19 protein-coding genes are annotated in these 18,975 nt (G+C 69.5%); 15 read left to right on the top strand and 4 right to left on the bottom strand.

Annotated elements, in window-relative coordinates:
- Positions 1-25 precede the first annotated feature (25 nt).
- A complete protein-coding gene (locus tag GD1_RS00690) occupies positions 26-271 on the bottom strand; it encodes an Lrp/AsnC ligand binding domain-containing protein (protein ID WP_059035003.1) in 246 nt (81 codons plus the stop codon).
- 186 nt (positions 272-457) lie between these two features.
- On the opposite strand from GD1_RS00690, the gene GD1_RS00685 reads away from it, so the two are divergent.
- From GD1_RS00685 to GD1_RS00675, 3 genes are read left to right on the top strand one after another with little or no spacing between them, the layout of a single operon-like run.
- Positions 458-1,507, top strand: a complete 1,050-nt coding sequence (locus GD1_RS00685) for a thiamine-phosphate kinase (protein ID WP_059035001.1) — start codon at positions 458-460, stop codon at positions 1,505-1,507.
- Positions 1,508-1,550: 43 nt separating this feature from the next.
- On the top strand, positions 1,551-2,072 hold the full coding sequence (locus GD1_RS00680) for a gamma carbonic anhydrase family protein (RefSeq protein ID WP_059035000.1): 522 nt from the start codon (positions 1,551-1,553) through the stop codon (positions 2,070-2,072).
- Positions 2,069-2,758 carry a uracil-DNA glycosylase gene (locus tag GD1_RS00675; protein WP_020791049.1) on the top strand — a complete coding sequence of 230 codons (690 nt, stop codon included), beginning with the start codon at positions 2,069-2,071 and terminating at the stop codon, positions 2,756-2,758. Before GD1_RS00680 ends, GD1_RS00675 begins: the two co-directional genes overlap by 4 nt.
- 56 nt (positions 2,759-2,814) lie before the next feature.
- On the opposite strand, the gene GD1_RS00670 is transcribed toward GD1_RS00675, so the two are convergent.
- Complete coding sequence (locus GD1_RS00670) at positions 2,815-3,642, bottom strand: enoyl-CoA hydratase/isomerase family protein (protein ID WP_174518987.1); 828 nt, start codon at positions 3,640-3,642, stop codon at positions 2,815-2,817.
- A gap of 108 nt (positions 3,643-3,750) precedes the next feature.
- Complete coding sequence (rpmB, locus tag GD1_RS00665; RefSeq protein WP_020792652.1) at positions 3,751-3,942, bottom strand: 50S ribosomal protein L28; 192 nt, start codon at positions 3,940-3,942, stop codon at positions 3,751-3,753.
- A 293-nt stretch (positions 3,943-4,235) separates the two neighbouring features.
- Here rpmB and fakA point away from each other — a divergent pair, with 293 nt between their 5' ends.
- The 11 genes from fakA (at position 4,236) to GD1_RS00610 (ending at position 16,331) form a co-directional block, all read left to right on the top strand.
- Positions 4,236-5,897 (top strand): DAK2 domain-containing protein, encoded by a 1,662-nt coding sequence (fakA, locus tag GD1_RS00660; protein ID WP_059034996.1) that lies wholly within the window; start codon positions 4,236-4,238, stop codon positions 5,895-5,897.
- On the top strand, positions 5,898-8,225 hold the full coding sequence (gene recG, locus GD1_RS00655; RefSeq protein WP_059034994.1) for an ATP-dependent DNA helicase RecG: 2,328 nt from the start codon (positions 5,898-5,900) through the stop codon (positions 8,223-8,225).
- A 55-nt stretch (positions 8,226-8,280) separates the two neighbouring features.
- A complete protein-coding gene (locus GD1_RS00650; protein WP_244882441.1) occupies positions 8,281-8,967 on the top strand; it encodes an HNH endonuclease family protein in 687 nt (228 codons plus the stop codon).
- A 156-nt stretch (positions 8,968-9,123) separates the two neighbouring features.
- Positions 9,124-10,410 carry a glutamate-5-semialdehyde dehydrogenase gene (locus GD1_RS00645; protein ID WP_059034992.1) on the top strand — a complete coding sequence of 429 codons (1,287 nt, stop codon included), beginning with the start codon at positions 9,124-9,126 and terminating at the stop codon, positions 10,408-10,410.
- A complete protein-coding gene (locus GD1_RS00640; RefSeq protein WP_059034990.1) occupies positions 10,410-11,345 on the top strand; it encodes an AAA family ATPase in 936 nt (311 codons plus the stop codon). Before GD1_RS00645 ends, GD1_RS00640 begins: the two co-directional genes overlap by 1 nt.
- Positions 11,342-12,778, top strand: a complete 1,437-nt coding sequence (locus GD1_RS00635; protein ID WP_059034989.1) for a vWA domain-containing protein — start codon at positions 11,342-11,344, stop codon at positions 12,776-12,778. The genes GD1_RS00640 and GD1_RS00635 overlap by 4 nt, the downstream gene beginning before the upstream one ends.
- 48 nt (positions 12,779-12,826) lie before the next feature.
- The gene (gene nadD / locus GD1_RS00630) at positions 12,827-13,519 is read left to right on the top strand and encodes a nicotinate-nucleotide adenylyltransferase (protein ID WP_053776617.1); all 693 of its coding nucleotides are present in this window, start codon (positions 12,827-12,829) and stop codon (positions 13,517-13,519) included.
- 25 nt (positions 13,520-13,544) lie between these two features.
- Entirely contained in the window at positions 13,545-13,922 is a 378-nt protein-coding gene (rsfS, locus tag GD1_RS00625; protein WP_020792627.1) for a ribosome silencing factor, read from the top strand.
- On the top strand, positions 13,919-14,632 hold the full coding sequence (locus tag GD1_RS00620) for a histidine phosphatase family protein (RefSeq protein WP_053776616.1): 714 nt from the start codon (positions 13,919-13,921) through the stop codon (positions 14,630-14,632). The genes rsfS and GD1_RS00620 overlap by 4 nt, the downstream gene beginning before the upstream one ends.
- Positions 14,633-14,664: 32 nt before the next feature.
- Positions 14,665-15,435, top strand: coding sequence for a diglucosylglycerate octanoyltransferase (gene octT / locus GD1_RS00615; RefSeq protein WP_059035034.1), 771 nt, complete (start codon positions 14,665-14,667; stop codon positions 15,433-15,435).
- Between the two features lie 29 nt (positions 15,436-15,464).
- Positions 15,465-16,331 (top strand): DegV family protein, encoded by an 867-nt coding sequence (locus tag GD1_RS00610; protein ID WP_059034987.1) that lies wholly within the window; start codon positions 15,465-15,467, stop codon positions 16,329-16,331.
- A gap of 301 nt (positions 16,332-16,632) precedes the next feature.
- Here GD1_RS00610 and GD1_RS00605 read toward each other — a convergent pair whose 3' ends face one another.
- Positions 16,633-17,796, bottom strand: coding sequence for a TerD family protein (locus tag GD1_RS00605; RefSeq protein WP_059034985.1), 1,164 nt, complete (start codon positions 17,794-17,796; stop codon positions 16,633-16,635).
- A 183-nt stretch (positions 17,797-17,979) separates the two neighbouring features.
- Here GD1_RS00605 and GD1_RS00600 point away from each other — a divergent pair, with 183 nt between their 5' ends.
- On the top strand, positions 17,980-18,972 hold the full coding sequence (locus GD1_RS00600) for a ComEA family DNA-binding protein (protein ID WP_059035032.1): 993 nt from the start codon (positions 17,980-17,982) through the stop codon (positions 18,970-18,972).
- Positions 18,973-18,975: the final 3 nt, after the last annotated feature.

Raw genomic sequence — 18,975 nt, 5'->3', positions numbered from 1 at the left:
GTGCGCGGGCAGGTCGTCCGGGACGTCAGCGTGTGGTGGTGACCACCGGGCAGGTCAGGGTCCGGGTGATGCCGTCGACCTTCTGGATCTGCGGGACCACGTCGTTGCTCAGATGTGCGGCGTCGGCGGCGTCGACCCGGACGATCACGTCGTAGGGTCCACTGACCTCCTCGGACGAGGCGACCCCCGAGATCTCTGCGATGGTCGCCGCGGCCAGTGCCGCCCTCCCGACCTCGGTCTGGATCAGTATGTAGGCCTGAACCACGGGCATCCTCTCCGTATCTGCACCATGGGGATCGGGGCTGTTCGATCCCACAGTGTTCTTACCACCGTCGGCAAGTATTCACCTGCGCTCGGCCGGTGGGGACGAACACCCCAACCACTAGACTGCTGGGACACATTGTTGCCGACAACAGCCGCAGTGGCGAGTCGGCGGAGAGATCGAGGGGGCGCCCACGTGCCGTCCGACGGCGTCGGCGAAACGGAATCGGATGCGTTCGACCCGACGAGAACCGTCGGCGAGATCGGCGAACGCGCGATCCTCACCATGTTCACCCGTGCGGCGGCGGCACGACCCGCCGGGACCGCCGAGGACACCCCGACGACCGGCGACATCGTCATCGGATCCGGTGACGACGCCGCGGTCTTCGACGTCGGTCCCACCGTGATCAGCACCGACACCGTGGTGCAGGACAGGCACTTCCGGCTGGACTGGTCGACGCCGGAGCAGATCGGTGCGCGGGCGGTGATCCAGAGTGCCGCCGACATCGCCGCGATGGGCGGGCGGACCGTCGGGGTGGTGGTGTCGCTGGCCTGCCCGGCGCACACCGAGGTGGGCTGGGTGTTGCGGCTCAACGATGCGATCGTCTGCGCCACACACGAACTCGGCGCGCGGGTGCTGGGCGGCGATCTGGTGCAGGCCGACGAGGTGGTGGTCTCGATCACCGTCGTCGGTGCCCTCGACGGGCTCGCCCCGGTGACCTTGTCGGGAGCCCGACCGGGCGACGTGCTCGCGGTCAGCGGTCCGCTGGGCGCCGCGGCGGCCGGACTCGCGGTGTTGTCGCGCTCGGGGCCCGGCCCACTCGAGCGGTGGCGGCGCGTCGACGATCCGCGTGCCGCGGTGGCCGCGGCCTTCCTGCTGCCCACACCGGACCTGTCGCAGGGGATGATCGCCGGACGCGCCGGGGCGCATGCGATGACCGACGTCTCCGACGGACTCGTCGAGGAACTGGTCACCCTGGCCCGTTCGTCGGGGGTCACGGTGGACGTGCGTGCCGACGCCGTCCCGCGTCCCGCCGCGGTGACCCGTACCGCCGCGCTGCTCGGCGCCGACATCCGCCGCTGGGTGCTCACCGGTGGTGAGGATCACCAACTGCTCGGCTCGTTCGCCCCGGGTGCGGTACCCGCCGGGTGGACCGCGATCGGGACCGTCGAGGCCGGGCCGGCCGCGGTGGTCGTCGACGGCGAACCGCTCACCGAACTGCACGGCTGGCAGGCCTTCGGCTGACCGGTCGTCGGTCCGCCGCGGCGACCCTGCTTAGATCACCTTCATGGCGATCTACGCTCTCGACGATCGAGAACCCGTACTCGGTGCGGACGTCTATGTGCACCCGGATGCGACGGTGATCGGCGCGGTCACGCTGGCCGACGGGGTGTCGGTGTGGCCGGGTGCGGTGCTGCGCGGTGACTACGGGACCATCAGCGTCGGTGCGCGCACCAACATCCAGGACGGCACGATCATCCACTGCACGATGATCCACCCGACGATCATCGGCGCCCGGTGCGTCGTCGGCCACAATGCACACATCGAGGGTGCGACCATCGGCGACAACTGTCTGATCGCGTCGGGCTCGGTGGTGCTCAACGGGTCCACGATCGGTGGCGGTGCGATCGTCGGGGCAGGCGCGGTGGTCCCGTTCGACACCGAGATCCCTGCTCGGCGTATGGCGCTGGGGATTCCGGCCCGGGTGCGGGAGGGCTTCGAGGTGCCCGAGGACCACGTCGACCTCAACATCGAGATGTACTTCCAGAATGCGCAGCACTACCGGGGATCATTGCGGAGGATCGATTGAGTACCACCACGCCCAAACCGTTGTCGGAGTTGCTCGATCCGGGGTGGGCCCAAGCCCTCGAACCGGTCGCCGACGTGATCGCCGAGATGGGCGCCTTCCTGCGGGCCGAGAACGCCGACGGGCGGCGCTATCTGCCGGCCGGCGCGAATGTGTTGCGGGCCTTCACCCAACCGTTCGACGACGTCCGGGTGCTGATCGTCGGACAGGACCCGTATCCGACCCCGGGTCATGCGGTGGGCCTGAGTTTCTCGGTGGCACCGGATGTCTCACCGATCCCGCGGAGCCTGGGCAACATCTACACCGAATACTGCGAGGATCTCGGATATCCGCGCCCGGCCAACGGTGATCTCACCCCGTGGGCGAAAAACGGTGTGCTGCTGCTCAACCGGGTGCTGACCGTGCAACCCGGTGAGGCCGGGTCGCATCGCGGCAAGGGCTGGGAGCAGGTCACCGAATGCGCGATCAAGGCACTGGTCGACCGCGACGAACCGCTCGTGGCGATCCTGTGGGGCCGTGATGCGCAAGGGCTGGCGCAGTGGATGCCCGATGTTCCGACCATCGTCTCCGCGCATCCGTCGCCGTTGTCGGCGAGCCGCGGATTCTTCGGGTCGCGTCCGTTCAGCCGGGCCAACACCGAGCTCGAGGATCTCGGCGGCGAACCCGTGGACTGGCGCCTGCCGTCCTGATCGGATCGGCAGGCGCCCGGTGTCACGGGACTGTCGGTGTCACGGGACTGTCGGCGTCACCGTGCGGCGTTGCGGGCCGCGGCGAAATCCGGTGCGCGCTTGCCGATGAAGGCGTCGACGCCCTCGGCGCCCTCGGGCTCGCCGCTGCGGGTCGAGATGGAGGCCGCCTCGGCCAGGAGCTGTTCGGGCAGTGACCGCTGGGCCGAGTCGGTCAGCAGCCGGCGGGTGGCGACGAACGCCGCGCGCGGGCCGGCGGCGAGCTGTGCGGCCACCGCCTGAGCCTGTGACTCCACCTCGGCGTCGTCGACCAGACGCGACAGGATGCCCATCGCGAGTGCGTCGTCGGCGGACACGACGCGATTGGTGAGGATGATGTCGCGGGCGCGGGCCACCCCGACGATGCGCGGCAGGGTCCAGGTCATCCCGCCGTCGGGGGTGAGACCGATGCCGCCGTATGCCGGGCGCAGGTTGGTGCCCGCGCCACCGATCGCGACGTCGGCGTGCAGCACCAGGCTCATCCCGGCGCCCGCGGCCCAGCCCTTCACCGCCGCGACGACGGGTCGGTCGGCGCCGACGAGCGCGTTGACGAAGGTGTGGAAGGTGTCGGCGATCTCGCGCAGATAGGTGGGGCGGTGTTCGGCCCCGGCGAACGCCCGGACGTTGCCGCCGGCGCAGAAGTTCGGTCCCGAGCCGGTCAGCACGATGGCGCCGACGTTGTGTTCACCGCGGGCCACCTCGTTCAGTACACGGGCGCCCTCGACGAGCGCGACGTCGTCGAGGGAGGTCCCGGCCGCTGCAGAGGACACCGCGATGGTCAGGACCTCGCCGGAGATGCTCACCGGTGAGGTGGGAGACGGAGTGGATGAGTTCGTGGTCGCTGTCATGTGGGTCACTGTATCGCCGACACGAAAAAGACCCGACCCTGGGGCCGAGCGTTCGCTCGGTGGGTCGGGTCTTGCTCGTGAAGACCGGTGCCCTGACGGGCGTCGGGATCAGACCAGCGTGGTCTTCCCGGCCTTGAGGCAGGAGGTGCACACGTTCTTGCGCTTCCGGTTGCCCGGGGCGACCTCGACGCGGACCGACTGGATGTTCGGATTCCAGCGACGGTTGGTGCGGCGGTGCGAGTGCGAAACGGACTTGCCGAAGCCCGGACCCTTGCCGCAGACGTCACAGACGGCAGCCATATCGAACTCCTTGGATAGAGGGTTGGTTCACATTTGGCCCCGCCGTGCGGCCGGGTGCATGAAGCCCACGGTCGCGGCAAGGCAACCGTGCAAGGATAGCGGGGGCCACCCGCCTCGGCCAAATCCGCCCCGGGCGAATCCACCCCGACGTCCCGGAAGCCGGTGCCGGCGAGCGGTGCGCGTGTGGAGATCATGGTGCCCGCCGGTGGACACGATGTCGACATGGGCCGGTGCTGTCGGTATGTCCGAGTAGCCTCGAACCCAATTGTCACCGCGGTGTCCGAGGAGGTTGCATGGCGGCATTCGACGTCGGGCCGGCACAGATGATCAACCCGAATCTGCTGCGGGACTGGGCGCAGGCGAGCGCCGACGGTCTGGATGCACTGCGGGGCGAGATCAACGATCTGAACGTCTTCCCGATCCCCGACTCCGACACCGGCTCCAACATGGCCTTCACCATGCGTGCCGCCGCCGCCGCCGTGCGCACACTGCCCGACGACGCCGACGTCGCCGCGGTGGCGCGGGCCATGGCCGACGGCGCGGTGGCCTCGGCGCGGGGCAACTCCGGGATCATCCTGTCGCAGGTGCTCGTCGGGATCGCCGACGCCGCGGCGGTCGCCGGACCCGACGACCTCACCATGACCTATCTGGCGGTGGCGGGGCTCCGGCTGGCCGGACTCGCCGCGCGCCGGGCCGTCAGCGAACCGCGTGAGGGAACGGTGCTCACCGTGATCCGGGTGGCCGCCGAGACCGCGGTGGCCCACGCCGACGACGCCCCCACCGACCTCGTCCGGGCGATCGCCGACGAGTGCGCCGAGGCGCTCGAGCACACCACCGATCAGCTTCCCGAGCTCACCTCGGCCGGGGTGGTCGACGCGGGAGCCCGCGGTTTCCTGGTGCTGCTCGACGCGATGGTCGGGGTGGTCACCGGTGTCGCGGTCCGCCGCCGCCGGTATCGGGGATCACTCACCGGGGGTGGCCGGCCCGGGCACCCCGACGACGCGTGTGGCGGGTCGTCGGAGATGGACTTCGAGGTGATGTACCTGCTCGACGGCCCCGCCGGCGAGGGGATCGGCCGGCTGCGCGCCGCGCTCGACGATCTGGGTGATGCGGTGGTGATCGTCGGCGACTCCTCCGGCGGTGACGGCGAACGCTTCTCGGTGCACGTGCACACCTGCGAGCCGGGCAAGGCCATCGAGGCGGGCCTGGCCACCGGCCACATGTCCGACATCCGGGTGAGCTGTTTCGCGCTCGACGCCATCCGCTCCCAGATCGACACCGCCGAACCGCCGCCCCGGCACAAACGGGCCGTGGTGGCGGTGGTCCGCGGGGAGGGTGCGGCGAGCCTGTTCACCGACGCCGGTGCGGCGGTGGTGCGTGCCGACGGGTCACTGCGGCCCGAGGAGCTGGCCGCGGCGATCCGCGACACCGATGCGGCCCATGTGATCGTGATGGCGAACGGGACCATGACCAGCCAGGACCTGGTCTCGGTGGGTGCCGAGGTGCGGTCGGCGCAGCGATCGGTGATCACGCTGCCGACCATGTCGATGACCCAGTGTCTGGCCGCGCTGGCCGTGCACGACCCCACCGAGACCGCCGACGCCGACGCCTATGCGATGGCCGAGGCCGCCGCCGGTGCGCGGTGGGGGGCGTTGCGCCGCGCCGACACCCGGATGATGACCCTCGCCGGTACCTGCGAGGTGGGTGACGTGCTCGGTCTGATCGGATCGGATGTGCTGGTGATCGCCCACGATCAGACGCAGGCCGCCACGGCGCTGGTGGACCTGATGCTCGCCACCGGCGGCGAGCTGGTGACGGTACTCGCCGGAGCCGACGTGGACGAGGCGGCGCTGACGGCGCTCGCCGACCACATGCGTCGCAATTTCGCGGGTATCGAACTCGCGGTGTATCCAACAGGCCAGTCCGACGACCTGATCCAGGTGGGGGTGGAATAGGTGGTCGCGCTGACCGACCCGCTCGAGGAGATCCTCGGGCCGAAGATGACCGAAGGGCTGGGCACACTCGGTGTGCACACCGTCGGCGACCTGCTGCGCTACGCCCCGCGACGCTACCTGCACCGTGGTCAGGCCTCGGCCGGACAGGAGCTCGAAGAAGGTGAGTGGATCACCGTCGTCGGCCGGATCGGCAAGTCCCAGATGATCCCGATGAAGCGGCGGCACGGCAAGTTCCTCAAGGTCACCGTCTCCGACGAGAAACATGTCTACGAGGCGTCGTTCTTCAACGCCTGGGCGATCCAGAACGCCTTGAAACCCGGCGTCCGGGTGATGATGGCCGGCGCGATCAAGCTGTTCCGCGGCACACCGCAGCTGACCCACCCGCAGTGGATGGTGCTGCCCGAGCCGGACGCCGAACTCGAGAAGATCGTCGGCTCACCCGTGATGGCCGAGATGTATGCGCTGGAGTTCGAGCTGACCGGGGCCAATGCGAGCAAGGCCGACGCCCCCGCCCCGAATCCGATGGCCCAGTTCGAGCGTCCGATCCTGCCGATGTACCCGGCCAACCGCACGTGTCAGACGTGGGAGATCTGGTCGGCGGTACGGCGGGTCCTCGACCTGATCGACACCATCCCCGATCCACTCGACGACGCCGAACGCGCCGAACGGGGTCTGATGGATGCCGACACCGCGATCCGGACGGTACATCTGCCCGAGCGCGAGTCGGAGATCGAGCCCGCCCGCGAGCGGATGAAATTCGACGAGGCCCTGGCCATCCAGCTCGTCCTCGCACAGCGCCGGGTGGCCGGTCGCGGCCAGTCGGGGCCGGCCTGTCCGCATGTGCCCGGCGGACTGGAGGACCGGCTGCGGGAGAAGCTGCCGTTCACCCTCACCGACGGACAGGAGACGGTCCTCGCCGAGATCGCCGACGACCTGGCCACCACCGAGCCGATGAGCCGTCTGCTGCAGGGTGAGGTGGGTTCGGGCAAGACCCTCGTCTCCCTGCTCGCGATGCTCCGCGTGGTCGACAACGGCCACCAGTGTGCTCTGCTGGCGCCCACCGAAGTGCTTGCCGCACAGCACTATCGGACCATCACCACGCAGCTCGGCGAGCTGGGGAAGGCCGAGGAGCTCGGCGCGGCCGACGGTGCCACCGCGGTGGCACTGTTCACCGGGTCGATGCGCACCAAGGACAAGCGCGAGACACTGCTCGACGTGGTGACCGGCAAGGCCGGGATCGTGATCGGCACCCACGCCCTGCTCGAGGAGAACGTGTCGTTCTTCGATCTCGGCATGGTGGTGGTGGACGAGCAGCACCGCTTCGGTGTGGAGCAACGCGATGTGCTGCGCCGTCGCGGCCGTGACGGTGTGGTGCCGCATGTGCTGGTGATGACCGCGACCCCGATCCCGCGGACGGTCGCGATGACCGCCTTCGGCGACCTCGACACCTCGGTACTGGCCGAACTACCGCGTGGACGACAGCCGATCAGCTCCAGCGTGGTGCCCCTGACCAACCAGAAATGGGTGGACCGGACATGGGAGCGGGTGGCCGAGGAGATCGCCGACGGCCGCCAGATCTATGTGGTGTGCTCACGGATCGGTGACGAGGAGCAACCCAAGAAGGGTAAGGGCAAGGGCGCCAAGAAGTCCGGCGCCGACGACCCGGAGATGCTCGACATGCCCGATTCGTCCGACGATCCGGAGGTCGCGGAGGTCGAGACCACGTCGGTGCTCGACCAGTACGAGAACCTGCTCGCCGGCCCGCTGGGCGGGTCGCGGATCGCGATGCTGCACGGACGGATGCCGGCCGAGGACAAGGCCGATGTGATGGATGCCTTCGGCCGCGGCGAGATCGACATCCTGGTGTCGACCACGGTGATCGAGGTGGGTGTGGACGTCCACAACGCCACCATGATGATCATCGTCGACGCCGAGCGGTTCGGGGTGAGCCAGCTGCATCAGCTCCGTGGCCGTGTCGGCCGTGGCGGGCACCCGGGACTGTGCCTGCTGATGACCCGTTCCCGAGATGGTTCGCCGACATTGGAACGGTTGAAGGCCGTCGCTGCGTCCAATGATGGATTCGAATTGGCCCGGATCGATCTACAGCAGCGGAGGGAGGGTGATGTCCTGGGTTCGCTCCAGTCGGGCGGCACCTCGTCGTTGCGCTTCCTCTCGCTCCTCGACGACGCCGACATCCTCGCCGACGCACAGGTCTTCGCCCGCGGTGTGGTCGACGGTGACGTCGAACTCCTCGGACGCCCTGCGCTGGCGGGTCTGGTGGATGCGGTCCTGGCTCCGAACAAGATCCGTTACCTGGACAAGTCGTAGGCTCCTGGCCCGGTGCGGGCTGCAGGTCGGGCAGACCGCCGCCGACCATCGCGTGGTGTGGTCGGTACGGCGCTGGCTGATCCTGCTGCTGTGCGTGACCACCGCGGTGGCGGTGGCCGTGGTGGTCCGGCGTGACCGGCCGCCGGCCGACCCACACGTCCACGCCGCGGCGCAGCAGACCCGGCAGTTGCTGACGGCCGTGGATGTGTTCCCACATCGACTGCACCGCAACGACTATCAACGCTCGGCGTTCGGCTCGGCGTGGACCGATGCGGTGTCGGTGGCCGGCGGCGGCAACGGCTGTGACACCCGCAATGACATCCTCGGCCGCGACCTCGTGGAGGTGCATACCGGAGCGGTCGACACCTGCGGGCGCGCGGTGCTCACCGGGCGGTTGCGCAGTCCGTACACCGGCGAGTGGATCGTGTTCCGGCGCGGCCGTACCGCCGGTGCGGTCCAGATCGACCACATCGTCGCGCTGGCCCTCGCCTGGGACATGGGGGCCTGGGCGTGGCCGGCCGATCGCCGGGCCGACCTCGCCAACGACCCGGCCAACCTGATCGCCGTCGACGCCGCGTCGAACCAGGCCAAGAGCGACGCCCCGCCGGGCCGGTGGATGCCGCCGCTCGCGGCGTTCCGGTGTCGCTACGCCATCCAGTTCGTCACGGTGGTCGCCGCCTATGGGCTCGCGGTGGACGCCGATTCGCGGGAGGTGCTCGACGATGTGCTGGCCCGATGCTGAGCCCGTCGCCCGCCCGTCGCCCGCCCGTCGCCCGCCCGCCGGGCGTGCGATCCGTGCGCGACCGGTGCGCACACGGCCGATCCCGGGAGGCGTGGCGTGATCGAGCACACGTACTCTGGTGGTCGACATAACCGAGCAGGCGACATCGAGGAATCCATGAGCGCACCCACTGTGTCCCCGGCCGATCCGGCATCGGGTCACGCCGACGTCGAGCAGGTCGTCACCGGCCTGGCCCGGTCTGCGAAGGCGGCCTCGCGGTCGCTGGCGCAGCTGACCACCGCCACCAAGAACGACGTGCTGCTCGCCGCGGCCGATGCGATCGAGGCGGCCTCGGAGTCGGTGCTCGCGGCCAACGCCGACGACATCGCCCGCGCCGAGGCGGCCGGGATCGAGGAGTCGCTGCTCGACCGTCTGCGCCTGACCGGCGCCCGGGTCACCGGGATCGCCGACGGTCTGCGCCAGGTCGCCGCCCTCGACGATCCGATCGGTGCGGTCATCGCCGGCAAGACACTGCCCAACGGTCTGCGGCTGCGGCAGCAGCGGGTGCCGCTCGGCGTGGTCGGCATCGTCTACGAGGCCCGGCCCAATGTCACCGTCGACGCCTTCGGGATCGCGTTCAAGTCGGGTAACGCGGTACTGCTGCGCGGCTCGTCGTCGGCGGCGTCGTCGAACGCCGAACTGGTGCGAATCCTGCGGGAGACCCTGAGCGACAAGGGGGTCACCGCCGACGCCGTGGCCCTGCTGCCCAGCGAGGACCGCTCGTCGGTCACCGCGCTGATCCGCGCCCGCGGACTCGTCGACGTGGTGATCCCGCGTGGCGGTGCCGGCCTGATCAACGCCGTGGTCACCAACGCCACCGTGCCCACCATCGAGACCGGCACCGGCAACTGCCACGTCTACGTGCACGCCGCCGCCGACGTCGAGCTCGCCACCCGCGTGGTGCTCAACTCCAAGACCCGCCGGCCCAGTGTGTGCAACACCGCCGAGACCGTGCTCGTCGACAAGAAGATCGCCGCCGACGCACTGCCGAAGATCGCCCAGGCCCTGCAGTCGCAGGGGGTGGTGATCCACGGCGACGAACCGGGTATGGAACCGGCCACCGAGGCCGACTGGGCCGACGAATACCTGTCGCTGGACATCGCGATGAAGGTGGTCGACGACCTCGACGCCGCCGTCGCGCACATCGACCAGTGGGGCACCGGGCACACCGAGGCGATCATCACCACCGATCTCGCCGCCGCCACCGAGTTCACCGAGCGGGTCGACGCCGCCGCGGTGATGGTCAACGCCTCCACCGCCTTCACCGACGGTGAGCAGTTCGGGTTCGGTGCCGAGATCGGTATCTCCACCCAGAAGCTGCACGCCCGCGGACCGATGGGGCTGCCCGAACTGACCTCCACCAAGTGGGTTGTGTGGGGCGACGGCCAGATTCGGCCGGCGTGATGTCGGAGCAGACCACGGCATCCGCCGTGCCCGGAAACGCTCCGGTCGTGCCCTCGTTCGACGCTGTGCCGGAGGTGGTCTCGCGGTTGCGCGAGACCGGCTATCTGGCCGACGACGCCACCGCCACCTCCACCTTCCTGGCCGACCGCCTCGGCAAACCGCTGCTGGTGGAGGGGCCGGCCGGTGTGGGCAAGACCGAACTGGCCAAGGCGATCGCCGCCGCCACCGACGCCGAACTCGTCCGCCTGCAGTGCTACGAGGGCATCGACGAGGCACGCGCACTCTACGAGTGGAACCACGCCAAGCAGATCCTGCACATCCAGGCCACCGGCACCCGCGACTGGGCCGACGCCAAGACCGACATCTTCTCGTCGGAGTTCCTGCTGCCGCGACCGCTGCTCACCGCGATCTCCCGGCCGGGCGCCACGGTGCTGCTGATCGACGAGATCGACAAGGCCGACGTCGACATGGAGGGCCTGCTGCTGGAGGTGCTCAGCGACTTCGCGGTGACGATCCCGGAGATGGGAACGGTGGTGGCGCAGCGCCGTCCGATCGTGCTGCTCACCTCCAATGCGACGCGCGAACTGTCCGAGGCACTCAAACGCCGCTGCCTCTATCTCTACATCGACTTCCCGGATGCGCAGCGCGAGAAGGAGATCCTCGCCTCGCGTGTGCCGGGGCTCTCGGATTCGCTTGCCGACGAACTGGTTCGGGTGGTGGGGGTGCTGCGCACGCTGGACATCCGGAAGAAGCCGTCGGTCGCCGAGACCATCGACTGGGCCAACACGCTGCTCGCGCTCGGCGTCGGCGAGGAGACCACCGGCAAGTCCGGCCGCGGCCTCGACGACGGGCTGATCGCCCGCACGCTCGGGGTGGTGCTCAAGCATCGGCCCGACCTGACCACCGCGATCAAAGAACTCAAACTCCGCGGATGACCGGCCCCGCGCAGGCGGTGCAGACCGCACCGTTCGTCGCCCACCTCACCGACTTCGTCGACGAGATGCGTCGCCGCGGCATGGTGGTGGGACCGTCGGCGCTGATCGATGCGGCCCGGGCGGTGGAGGTTCTCGACCTGCTCGACCGCACCAGCCTGCGCGAGGGGCTGGCGACCACCCTGCTCGACGACCACCTGCATCGCCCGGCCTTCGACCGGCTCTTCGACCTGTGGTTCCCGGCGGCGCCGGGTGCCCGCACCGCCGACGACGAACTGCCGCGCACCGACGACGGTGAGATCGACGTGCCGGCGGCCCGGGACATGCTGGCCCAGATGTTGGCCGATCCCACCGCCGAGGCCGACGGCCGGCTCGGGGCGATGGTCGCCCAGATCGTCGAGGAACTCGGCCGCTACGACTCCGCACGAGGGCAGGCGTACTCGGCGTATCAGGCGCTCTCGGCGATCGACCCGCAGACGCTGATCGCGCGGATCGCCGCGGCGATGGCCGGCGGTGATCCCACCGACCTCGGCGCCGGTACCGACCCGGTGACCCGCCGTGCCGCCCGCGAGAAGGCCAATCAGGTCCGTGCGGCCGTCGAACGCGAGACCCAGCGCCGGATGGCCGAACGCAACGGCCGGGAGCGCGTCGGCGAGTATGCGGTCCCGACGCTGCCCGAACACATCAACTTCCTGTCCGCCGGCGCCAAACAGCAGGCGGAGCTGCGGCGCACCATCGATCCGCTGGCCCGGTTGCTGGCCTCGCGGCTGGAGGTCCGGCGTCGCCGCGCCCACCGCGGGGCGGTGGACGTGCGCCAGACCCTGCGGGCGTCGATGTCGACCGGCGGTGTGCCGATCGAACTCAAACACCGCAAACCCCGGCCCGGACGGCCCGAGCTGATCGTCATCTGCGACGTGTCCGGATCGGTGGCCGGGTTCTCCCAGTTCACCCTGAACCTGGTGTACGCACTGCGCCAACAGTTCTCGAAGGTTCGGGTGTTCGCCTTCGTCGACACCGTCGACGAGGTGACCGAGATGTTCGACCCGTCCACCGGCGACAAGGCGGGCTTCGGTGTGGACGCCAAGGCGGCCATGCACGAGATGATCACCACCGCCCGGATCGTCACGCGCGACGGCCATTCCGACTACAGCCACATGTTGCGCGGATTCGTCGAGAACTACGCGGACTCGCTCACCCACCGCGGGGCGTTGCTGATCCTCGGTGACGCCCGCAACAACTACCACGATCCCAACGTCGAGATCCTGCGCGACCTGGTGGAGCGGGTGCGTCATTCGTACTGGCTCAACCCGGAGGCCGGCCGGGACTGGGGGACCGGTGATTCCGCGGCCGACGTGTACGGCGAGGTGATCGACATGTTCGAGTGCCGCAACGCACAGCAGCTGGGCAAGGTCATCGCCGACCTGTTGCCGGTGTGAGCCGAGCTGACCGTCGCGCCGAATCGTGACCCGATAGACTTTCCCTTCATGTCTGCCGAGCGTCCCCCCGTGCGTCGTCGCATCGGAGTCATGGGTGGCACCTTCGACCCGATCCACAACGGTCACCTGGTGGCCGCCAGCGAGGTCGCCCACCGGTTCTCCCTGCACGAGGTGATCTTCGTCCCCACCGGCCGGCCCTGGCAGAAGGTGGGGGAGACCGACGAGACCGACGGCTCACACGCCGCCAAACACGTCAGCCCCGCCGAGGACCGCTATCTGATGACGGTGATCGCCACCGCGTCGAATCCGCGGTTCTCGGTCAGTCGTGTCGACATCGACCGCGAGGGCGACACCTACACCGTCGACACCCTGCGTGACCTGCACGCCATCCTGCCCGACGCCCAGCTGTTCTTCATCACCGGTGCCGACGCCCTCGAGTCGATCCTGTCGTGGCAGAACTGGGAAGAACTGTTCGACCTCGCGAACTTCGTCGGCGTGAGCCGACCCGGCTACGAGCTGTCGGCGAGTCATCTGTCACAGCATCTGGAGAAGCTGCCGCCGGAGACCCTGCAGATGCTGGAGATCCCCGCACTGGCCATCTCCTCCACCGAATGTCGGGAGCGCGCCGCCCAGGGCCGACCGGTCTGGTACCTGGTGCCCGACGGAGTCGTTCAGTACATCGCCAAGCGCAGGCTGTATCGTCCGCTGCGAAACAACTCGTCGAGGGTGTCGGCGCCGTGAGCGCTCCACCGATGGAAGGAATCGTGTGACTGCATCACCCGAGGCATTGGAGATGGCGACGGTCGCCGCGGCGGCCGCTGAGGACAAGCTCGGAGTCGACGTCACCGTCATCGACGTGTCCGAGCAGTTGGTGATCACCGACCTGTTCGTCATCGCATCCGCCGACAACGAGCGTCAGGTCAACGCGATCACCGACGAGATCGAGGACAAGATGCGTGACGCCGGGTACAAGCCGGTGCGCCGCGAAGGCACCCGTGAGGGCCGCTGGACGCTGCTGGACTACATCGACATCGTCGTGCACATCCAGCACAGCGACGAGCGCTCCTACTACGCGCTGGAGAGCCTGTGGAAGGACTGCCCGACGGTGGAGCTCGGTGACGGCCGATCCGGGGGCTCCGCGTGAGCGGCGGCCCCGATCAGAGTGACACCTCCGTCGAACGCCTCACCCCGGTGGTGCGGCGTCTGATCCTGTTGCGCCACGGCCAGACCGGCTACAACGCCGGCGGCCGGATGCAGGGGCAACTCGACACCGATCTGTCCGAACTCGGTGTGCAGCAGGCGAAGACGGCTGCGACCGCACTCGCCGAGAAGAATCCGATCCTGATCCGTTCGTCGGATCTGCGCCGGGCCCGCGACACCGCCGAGGCGCTGTCGGTGGCGACCGGACTCGACGTCGACACCGATGTGCGGCTGCGGGAGACCCATCTCGGGCAGTGGCAGGGCATGACCCACACCGAGGTCGACGTGGCGATGCCCGGTGCCCGCGGCACGTGGCGCGACGACGCGACCTGGCGTCCGCCGGGCGGCGAGAGCCGCGTGGACGTGGCCGCCCGCGTCACCCCGCTGATCGACGAACTGGTCGCCGGTGTCCCCGGGTGGGGTACCGGTGACACCCCGGAGGCGCCGGTGGTGCTGGTCGCCCACGGCGGGGTGATCGCCGCGCTGACCGCCGCGCTGCTGGACCTGCCGGTGGAGAAGTGGCCGGTGTTCGGTGGACTCGCCAACACCAGCTGGGTGCAGCTGTCCGGGCACGGCGTCGCCGACGCCCGGCCGCACTGGCGGCTGGACGTCTGGAATGCGTCGGCGGAGAGCTCCGACGCCGCGATCCAGTGACCACGACACCCGCGGGCCCCGGACCGGAGCACCTGCAGCAGGGGAATCCGGAATCGGGCGACGCGCAGGCCCCGGCCGGGGAGATCCTCGTGCTGACCGACTCGCTGAGCTACTACGGACCCAAGGGCGGGCTGCCCGCCGACGACCCGCGGATCTGGCCGAACCTCGTCGGCGACGAACTCGGTATGCGGGTGAAGCTGTTCGGGCGGGTCGGCTGGACCTCGCGTGACGTGTGGTGGGCGCTGACCCAGGACCCCAACATCTGGGCGTCGGTACCGACCGCGTCGGTGGTGGTGCTCGCCGTCGGCGGGATGGACTCGTTGCCGTCGCCGCTGCCGACCGCGGTCCGCGAACAGATCCGGTATCTGCGTCCGTCGCGGCTGCGGCAGATCGTGCGCGACGGATACCAGTGGGTGCAGCCCCGGGCCGCCCACCTCGGCTGGCCGATGGCGCTGCCGCCGCGCGTGACCACCGAGTATCTCGCGAAAATCGGTGGGGCACTGCGACAGTTGCGGCCGGACCTGCCGATCGTGGTGGTCCTGCCGTCCACACATCGCAGCCCCTACTACGGGAATGTGCATCGCGGCCGGATCCCGACCACCGCAGCGATGCTGCGCTGGGCGGAGTCCGCGGGAGCACCGACTGTCGACCTGTACCCGATCACTCGGGATGCCTTCGACGACCCGATGTCGGAGATGAATCCCGACGGCATCCACTGGGGCTTCGAGTGTCACCGGCAGATCGCGGTGGCCGCGGTCCCGGTGATCGCGCGGGCCACCGGAGTGTCGACGCCCCACGCATGAGCCGGGTCCGCACCGGCTAACGTAGGTACGTGCCTGTCGTCGTCGTCACAGATTCCTCCTCGCGCCTTCCGGCGGGGATCGTCGAGCACTACCGCATGGGTGTGGTGCCGCTGCATCTGTCGCTCGACGGCGTCGACTACCGCGAGGGTGTCGACGACATCCCCGACGATCTGCTGACCAGTCCCGGCGTCACCACGTCGGGGGCCAACCCCCACGATCTCGGTGAGGTCTTCGGCGAGGCCGTCGAGGCCAGCGAGGGTGCCGGGGTGGTGGCGGTGATGATGTCGCGCCGGCTGTCGGGGACATGGAGTGCCGCGCGTCTGGCCGCCGAGAAGTACCCCGGACTGATCCGGGTGGTGGATTCGCGGTCGGTGGGACTGGCGGTGGGCTTCGCCGCGATCGCCGCCGCCCAGGCCGCCGAGGCCGGCGCCGACCGAGACCGTGCCTATGAGGCCGCGATCCGGCAGGCGGCGACCATCGAGTCGCTGATCGCGGTGCAACAGCTGGACAACCTCCGCAACAGCGGACGGATCAGCGCCGCCAGCCGACTGCTCGGATCGGCATTGTCGATCAAGCCGATCCTCGCCCTCGACGACGGCATGCTGGTGCTCCGGGACCGGCATCGCACGTTCTCCAAGGCGATCACCCGGCTCGTCGAGACGGCCGTGGAATTCGCCGACGGTCGCGCGGTGACCCTCGGAATCCAGCATTGCCAGGCCCCCGAGGCGGCCACCGAACTCGCCGGTGAACTGCGGTCGAAACTGCGGGTGGTGACCTCGCAGCTGACCGTCGACCTCGGCCCGATCCTGGGCTCGCACATCGGTCCCGGGGCCGTGGGTGCCTCGCTCACCACACACCTCGACCCGATCCCCTGCGCCGACGTCATCCCGGAGTAGTTTAGTCGCTCCTCCCGGAACGGTCGCCAGACTGGGTGGCTCGGATCGCTGGGTGGCCGGGATCCTGGGGTGGCCGGGATGGGTGGGCGGTCGGGATGCTGAGCGGGCGGTCGGTGCGATCCCACTGACCGGTACGCGATCCGACCGGCCCGAATCCCGTTGACCGGGCGCCTCGTTGCGTTGACCGGGCGCTACTTCTCGTTGATCGGGCGCTACTTCTCGTTGATCGGGCGCTACTTCTCGTTGACCGGGCGCTACTTCTCGTTGATCGGGCGCCACTTCTCGTCGACCGGGCGCTGCATCAGAGGAACTGCCGCGCCTGCTTGGCGGCCTTCTTCGGTGTCCGGGCCCGGAATCCCTCGCCGACGGCCCGCAGCTTCCATTCACCGTTCTGCCGGTCGATGACGGCCATCAGCATCGCGGTGTACGGCACCTTCTCGTTGAGGGTGTAGCGGGCGAGTTCGGCGCCGGTGGTGGAGTCCACCAGGCGGCAGTAGGCGTTGCGCACCGATTTGAACGACTGCCCCATGAACGAGGTGACGGTGAAGCCGAGTCTGTCGATGTGGGGTGGAATCCGTTGCAGTGCCAGCGAGATGGTTTCGTCGTCGCCGTCACCACGGCCGGTGAGGTTGTCCCCGGAGTGCACGATGGAGCCGTCCTGGCTGCGCAGATGGTAGAAGCAGACGATCTCCACACACTCGCCGCCGGAGTACATCAGCACCGAGGCGTCCAGGTCGATCCGGCCGCCGCGGGCCGGGTCCCAGCCGAGGCCCATGGTGATGTCGGTGAGCGGGACGCCACCGTCCTTGCGCAGCACCACCCGCTGGCCCTTGGTCAGGTTCACCGGGCGGGCCTTGCTGAGACTGATCTCCGGGGCCGGTGGCGCGGCAGGCGTCGGCGCATCCGGCGGTGACATCGGCTGGGATGGTGCCGGCTGGGATGGCATCGGTTGGGGCGGTGCGGGTTCGTCATCGACGCTCACCCCGTGGTCGCGGACCAACTCGGCGAAACCGCCGGCATATCCCTGCCCGATGGCACGGACCTTCCATTCCCGGTTGCGTCGGTAGACCTCGACGGCGACCACCACCGACTCGCTCGAGAGTCCGTCGATGGCGAACGAGTACAGCTCGGTCCCGTTCTGGTCGAGCAGCCGGGCGGTGGGTGCGGGGAACCCGCCGAAGGTCAGCCCGGCGTCGTCGAGGGTGAGAACCGTGCGGACGGCGGCGATCTCGGCAGGGATTCGTCCGGTGCTGATGTGCAGACGGCCCAGTCGTCCGGGGCCGGGCCGCAGGTCGACGCCCGGTCCGCTCGGTTGGTTGTAGAAGACGAAGTCGGCGTCGTTGCGCACCACCGCCTGATCGGTCACCAGCAGGGCCGACACGTCTGCGAGCGCCGCGAACTCCACGTCGACTATGATCTCGGGGGACGTCAGCGGACCGTTCTGGCCTTTGATGAGTGCGCTCACGGTGGCAGCCTACCGTGCCGAAACGCACCGAACCCGGAGTCGGCGCGCCGATTACGCTGCGTGAACGGCATCGGCCATCGGAACCGACCGAGCTATTGTCCACAGAACCGTCACGGTCCACAGATCGGCCTCGACTCGACCGAGCCTGTCGGAATCGGTCCCCGGGGAACCTACCGTGGCCGCATGAGCGAGACCTCTCGGACAGCACGATCCGGCCCGCGCCGAGCGTCGGGGCTGGACCGGCTGTCTCCACTGCCGGCTCCGGTGCCGGTCGATGACCCCGACGACGCCGACGATGCCGACCAGGCGCCCGATCCGGGCTGGTCGCCGGCCGCCATCCCGGCGTGGCTCGACACCTCGGCATCCGACTTCGACATCGACGACCTCGACGACGATGCCGATGCCGACCCCGACGACGACCCCGGTCACCGCCCGCGTCGGCGATTCGCGGTGGCACCACCGGGTGCGATCGCGATCATCCTGGTCGGTGTGATCGCCTGTGCGGTGGCCGCTTACGGCCTGTTCGGTGAATCGGAGTCGGCGCCGCTGGTGGAGTTTCCCGCAGCGGGTCCGACGGCGGCGGCATCGAGCGGGGCCATACCGAGCGGGGCGGTGCCGAGCGGGGACGGGGCGTCGGGGGCAGGCCAACCTGCGGTGCCGCCCGCGACGCCGGCGACCGAGGTGGTGGTGAGCGTGGTCGGACTCGTCCACAAACCGGGTCTGGTGAGGTTGCCGCCGAACTCCCGTGTCGCCGAGGCGATCGCGGCGGCGGGCGGTGCACGGACCGGCGCCGACACGGTCTCGCTGAACCTGGCCCAGATCGTCCACGACGGAGACCAGGTGCTCGTCGGATATGCCGGTGGTGAGGGGCAGATGTCGTTGCGCAGCACCGTCGTCGCCACCGCAGGTGCAGCCGCCCCGGGTGCGTCTGGGGGTTCGGGCGGCGCGGCGTCGCCTGGAACTGGCGGCGCCGCACCGGCATCGGGGTTGGTCGACCTGAACACCGCCACCGCCGAACAACTCGACGCATTGCCGGGAGTGGGTCCGGTGACGGCGCAGGCGATCATCGAGTGGCGAACGCGCAACGGGAGGTTCGGGTCGGTCGATCAGTTGGGGGAGGTCGACGGGATCGGCCCGGCACGACTGGCGAAACTCCGGTCGCTGGTCACGGTCTGACGT

Origin of the sequence: Gordonia desulfuricans NBRC 100010 (assembly GCF_001485495.1) — a bacterium.
Classification (GTDB): Bacteria; Actinomycetota; Actinomycetes; order Mycobacteriales; family Mycobacteriaceae; genus Gordonia; species Gordonia desulfuricans.
Note: the sequence above shows the minus strand (reverse complement) of the source record. Positions and strands in the feature narration are given on the sequence as shown.

Bases quoted from the DNA above. Each gene is read 5' to 3' on its own strand.
- nadD (WP_053776617.1), top strand. From the start codon at position 12,827: ATGTCTGCCGAGCGTCCCCCCGTGCGTCGTCGCATCGGAGTCATGGGT.
- GD1_RS00640 (WP_059034990.1), top strand. From the start codon at position 10,410: ATGTCGGAGCAGACCACGGCATCCGCCGTGCCCGGAAACGCTCCGGTC.
- fakA (WP_059034996.1), top strand. From the start codon at position 4,236: ATGGCGGCATTCGACGTCGGGCCGGCACAGATGATCAACCCGAATCTG.
- GD1_RS00600 (WP_059035032.1), top strand. From the start codon at position 17,980: ATGAGCGAGACCTCTCGGACAGCACGATCCGGCCCGCGCCGAGCGTCG.
- GD1_RS00635 (WP_059034989.1), top strand. From the start codon at position 11,342: ATGACCGGCCCCGCGCAGGCGGTGCAGACCGCACCGTTCGTCGCCCAC.
- GD1_RS00645 (WP_059034992.1), top strand. From the start codon at position 9,124: ATGAGCGCACCCACTGTGTCCCCGGCCGATCCGGCATCGGGTCACGCC.
- rpmB (WP_020792652.1), bottom strand. From the start codon at position 3,942: ATGGCTGCCGTCTGTGACGTCTGCGGCAAGGGTCCGGGCTTCGGCAAG.
- GD1_RS00680 (WP_059035000.1), top strand. From the start codon at position 1,551: ATGGCGATCTACGCTCTCGACGATCGAGAACCCGTACTCGGTGCGGAC.
- GD1_RS00690 (WP_059035003.1), bottom strand. From the start codon at position 271: ATGCCCGTGGTTCAGGCCTACATACTGATCCAGACCGAGGTCGGGAGG.
- GD1_RS00670 (WP_174518987.1), bottom strand. From the start codon at position 3,642: ATGACAGCGACCACGAACTCATCCACTCCGTCTCCCACCTCACCGGTG.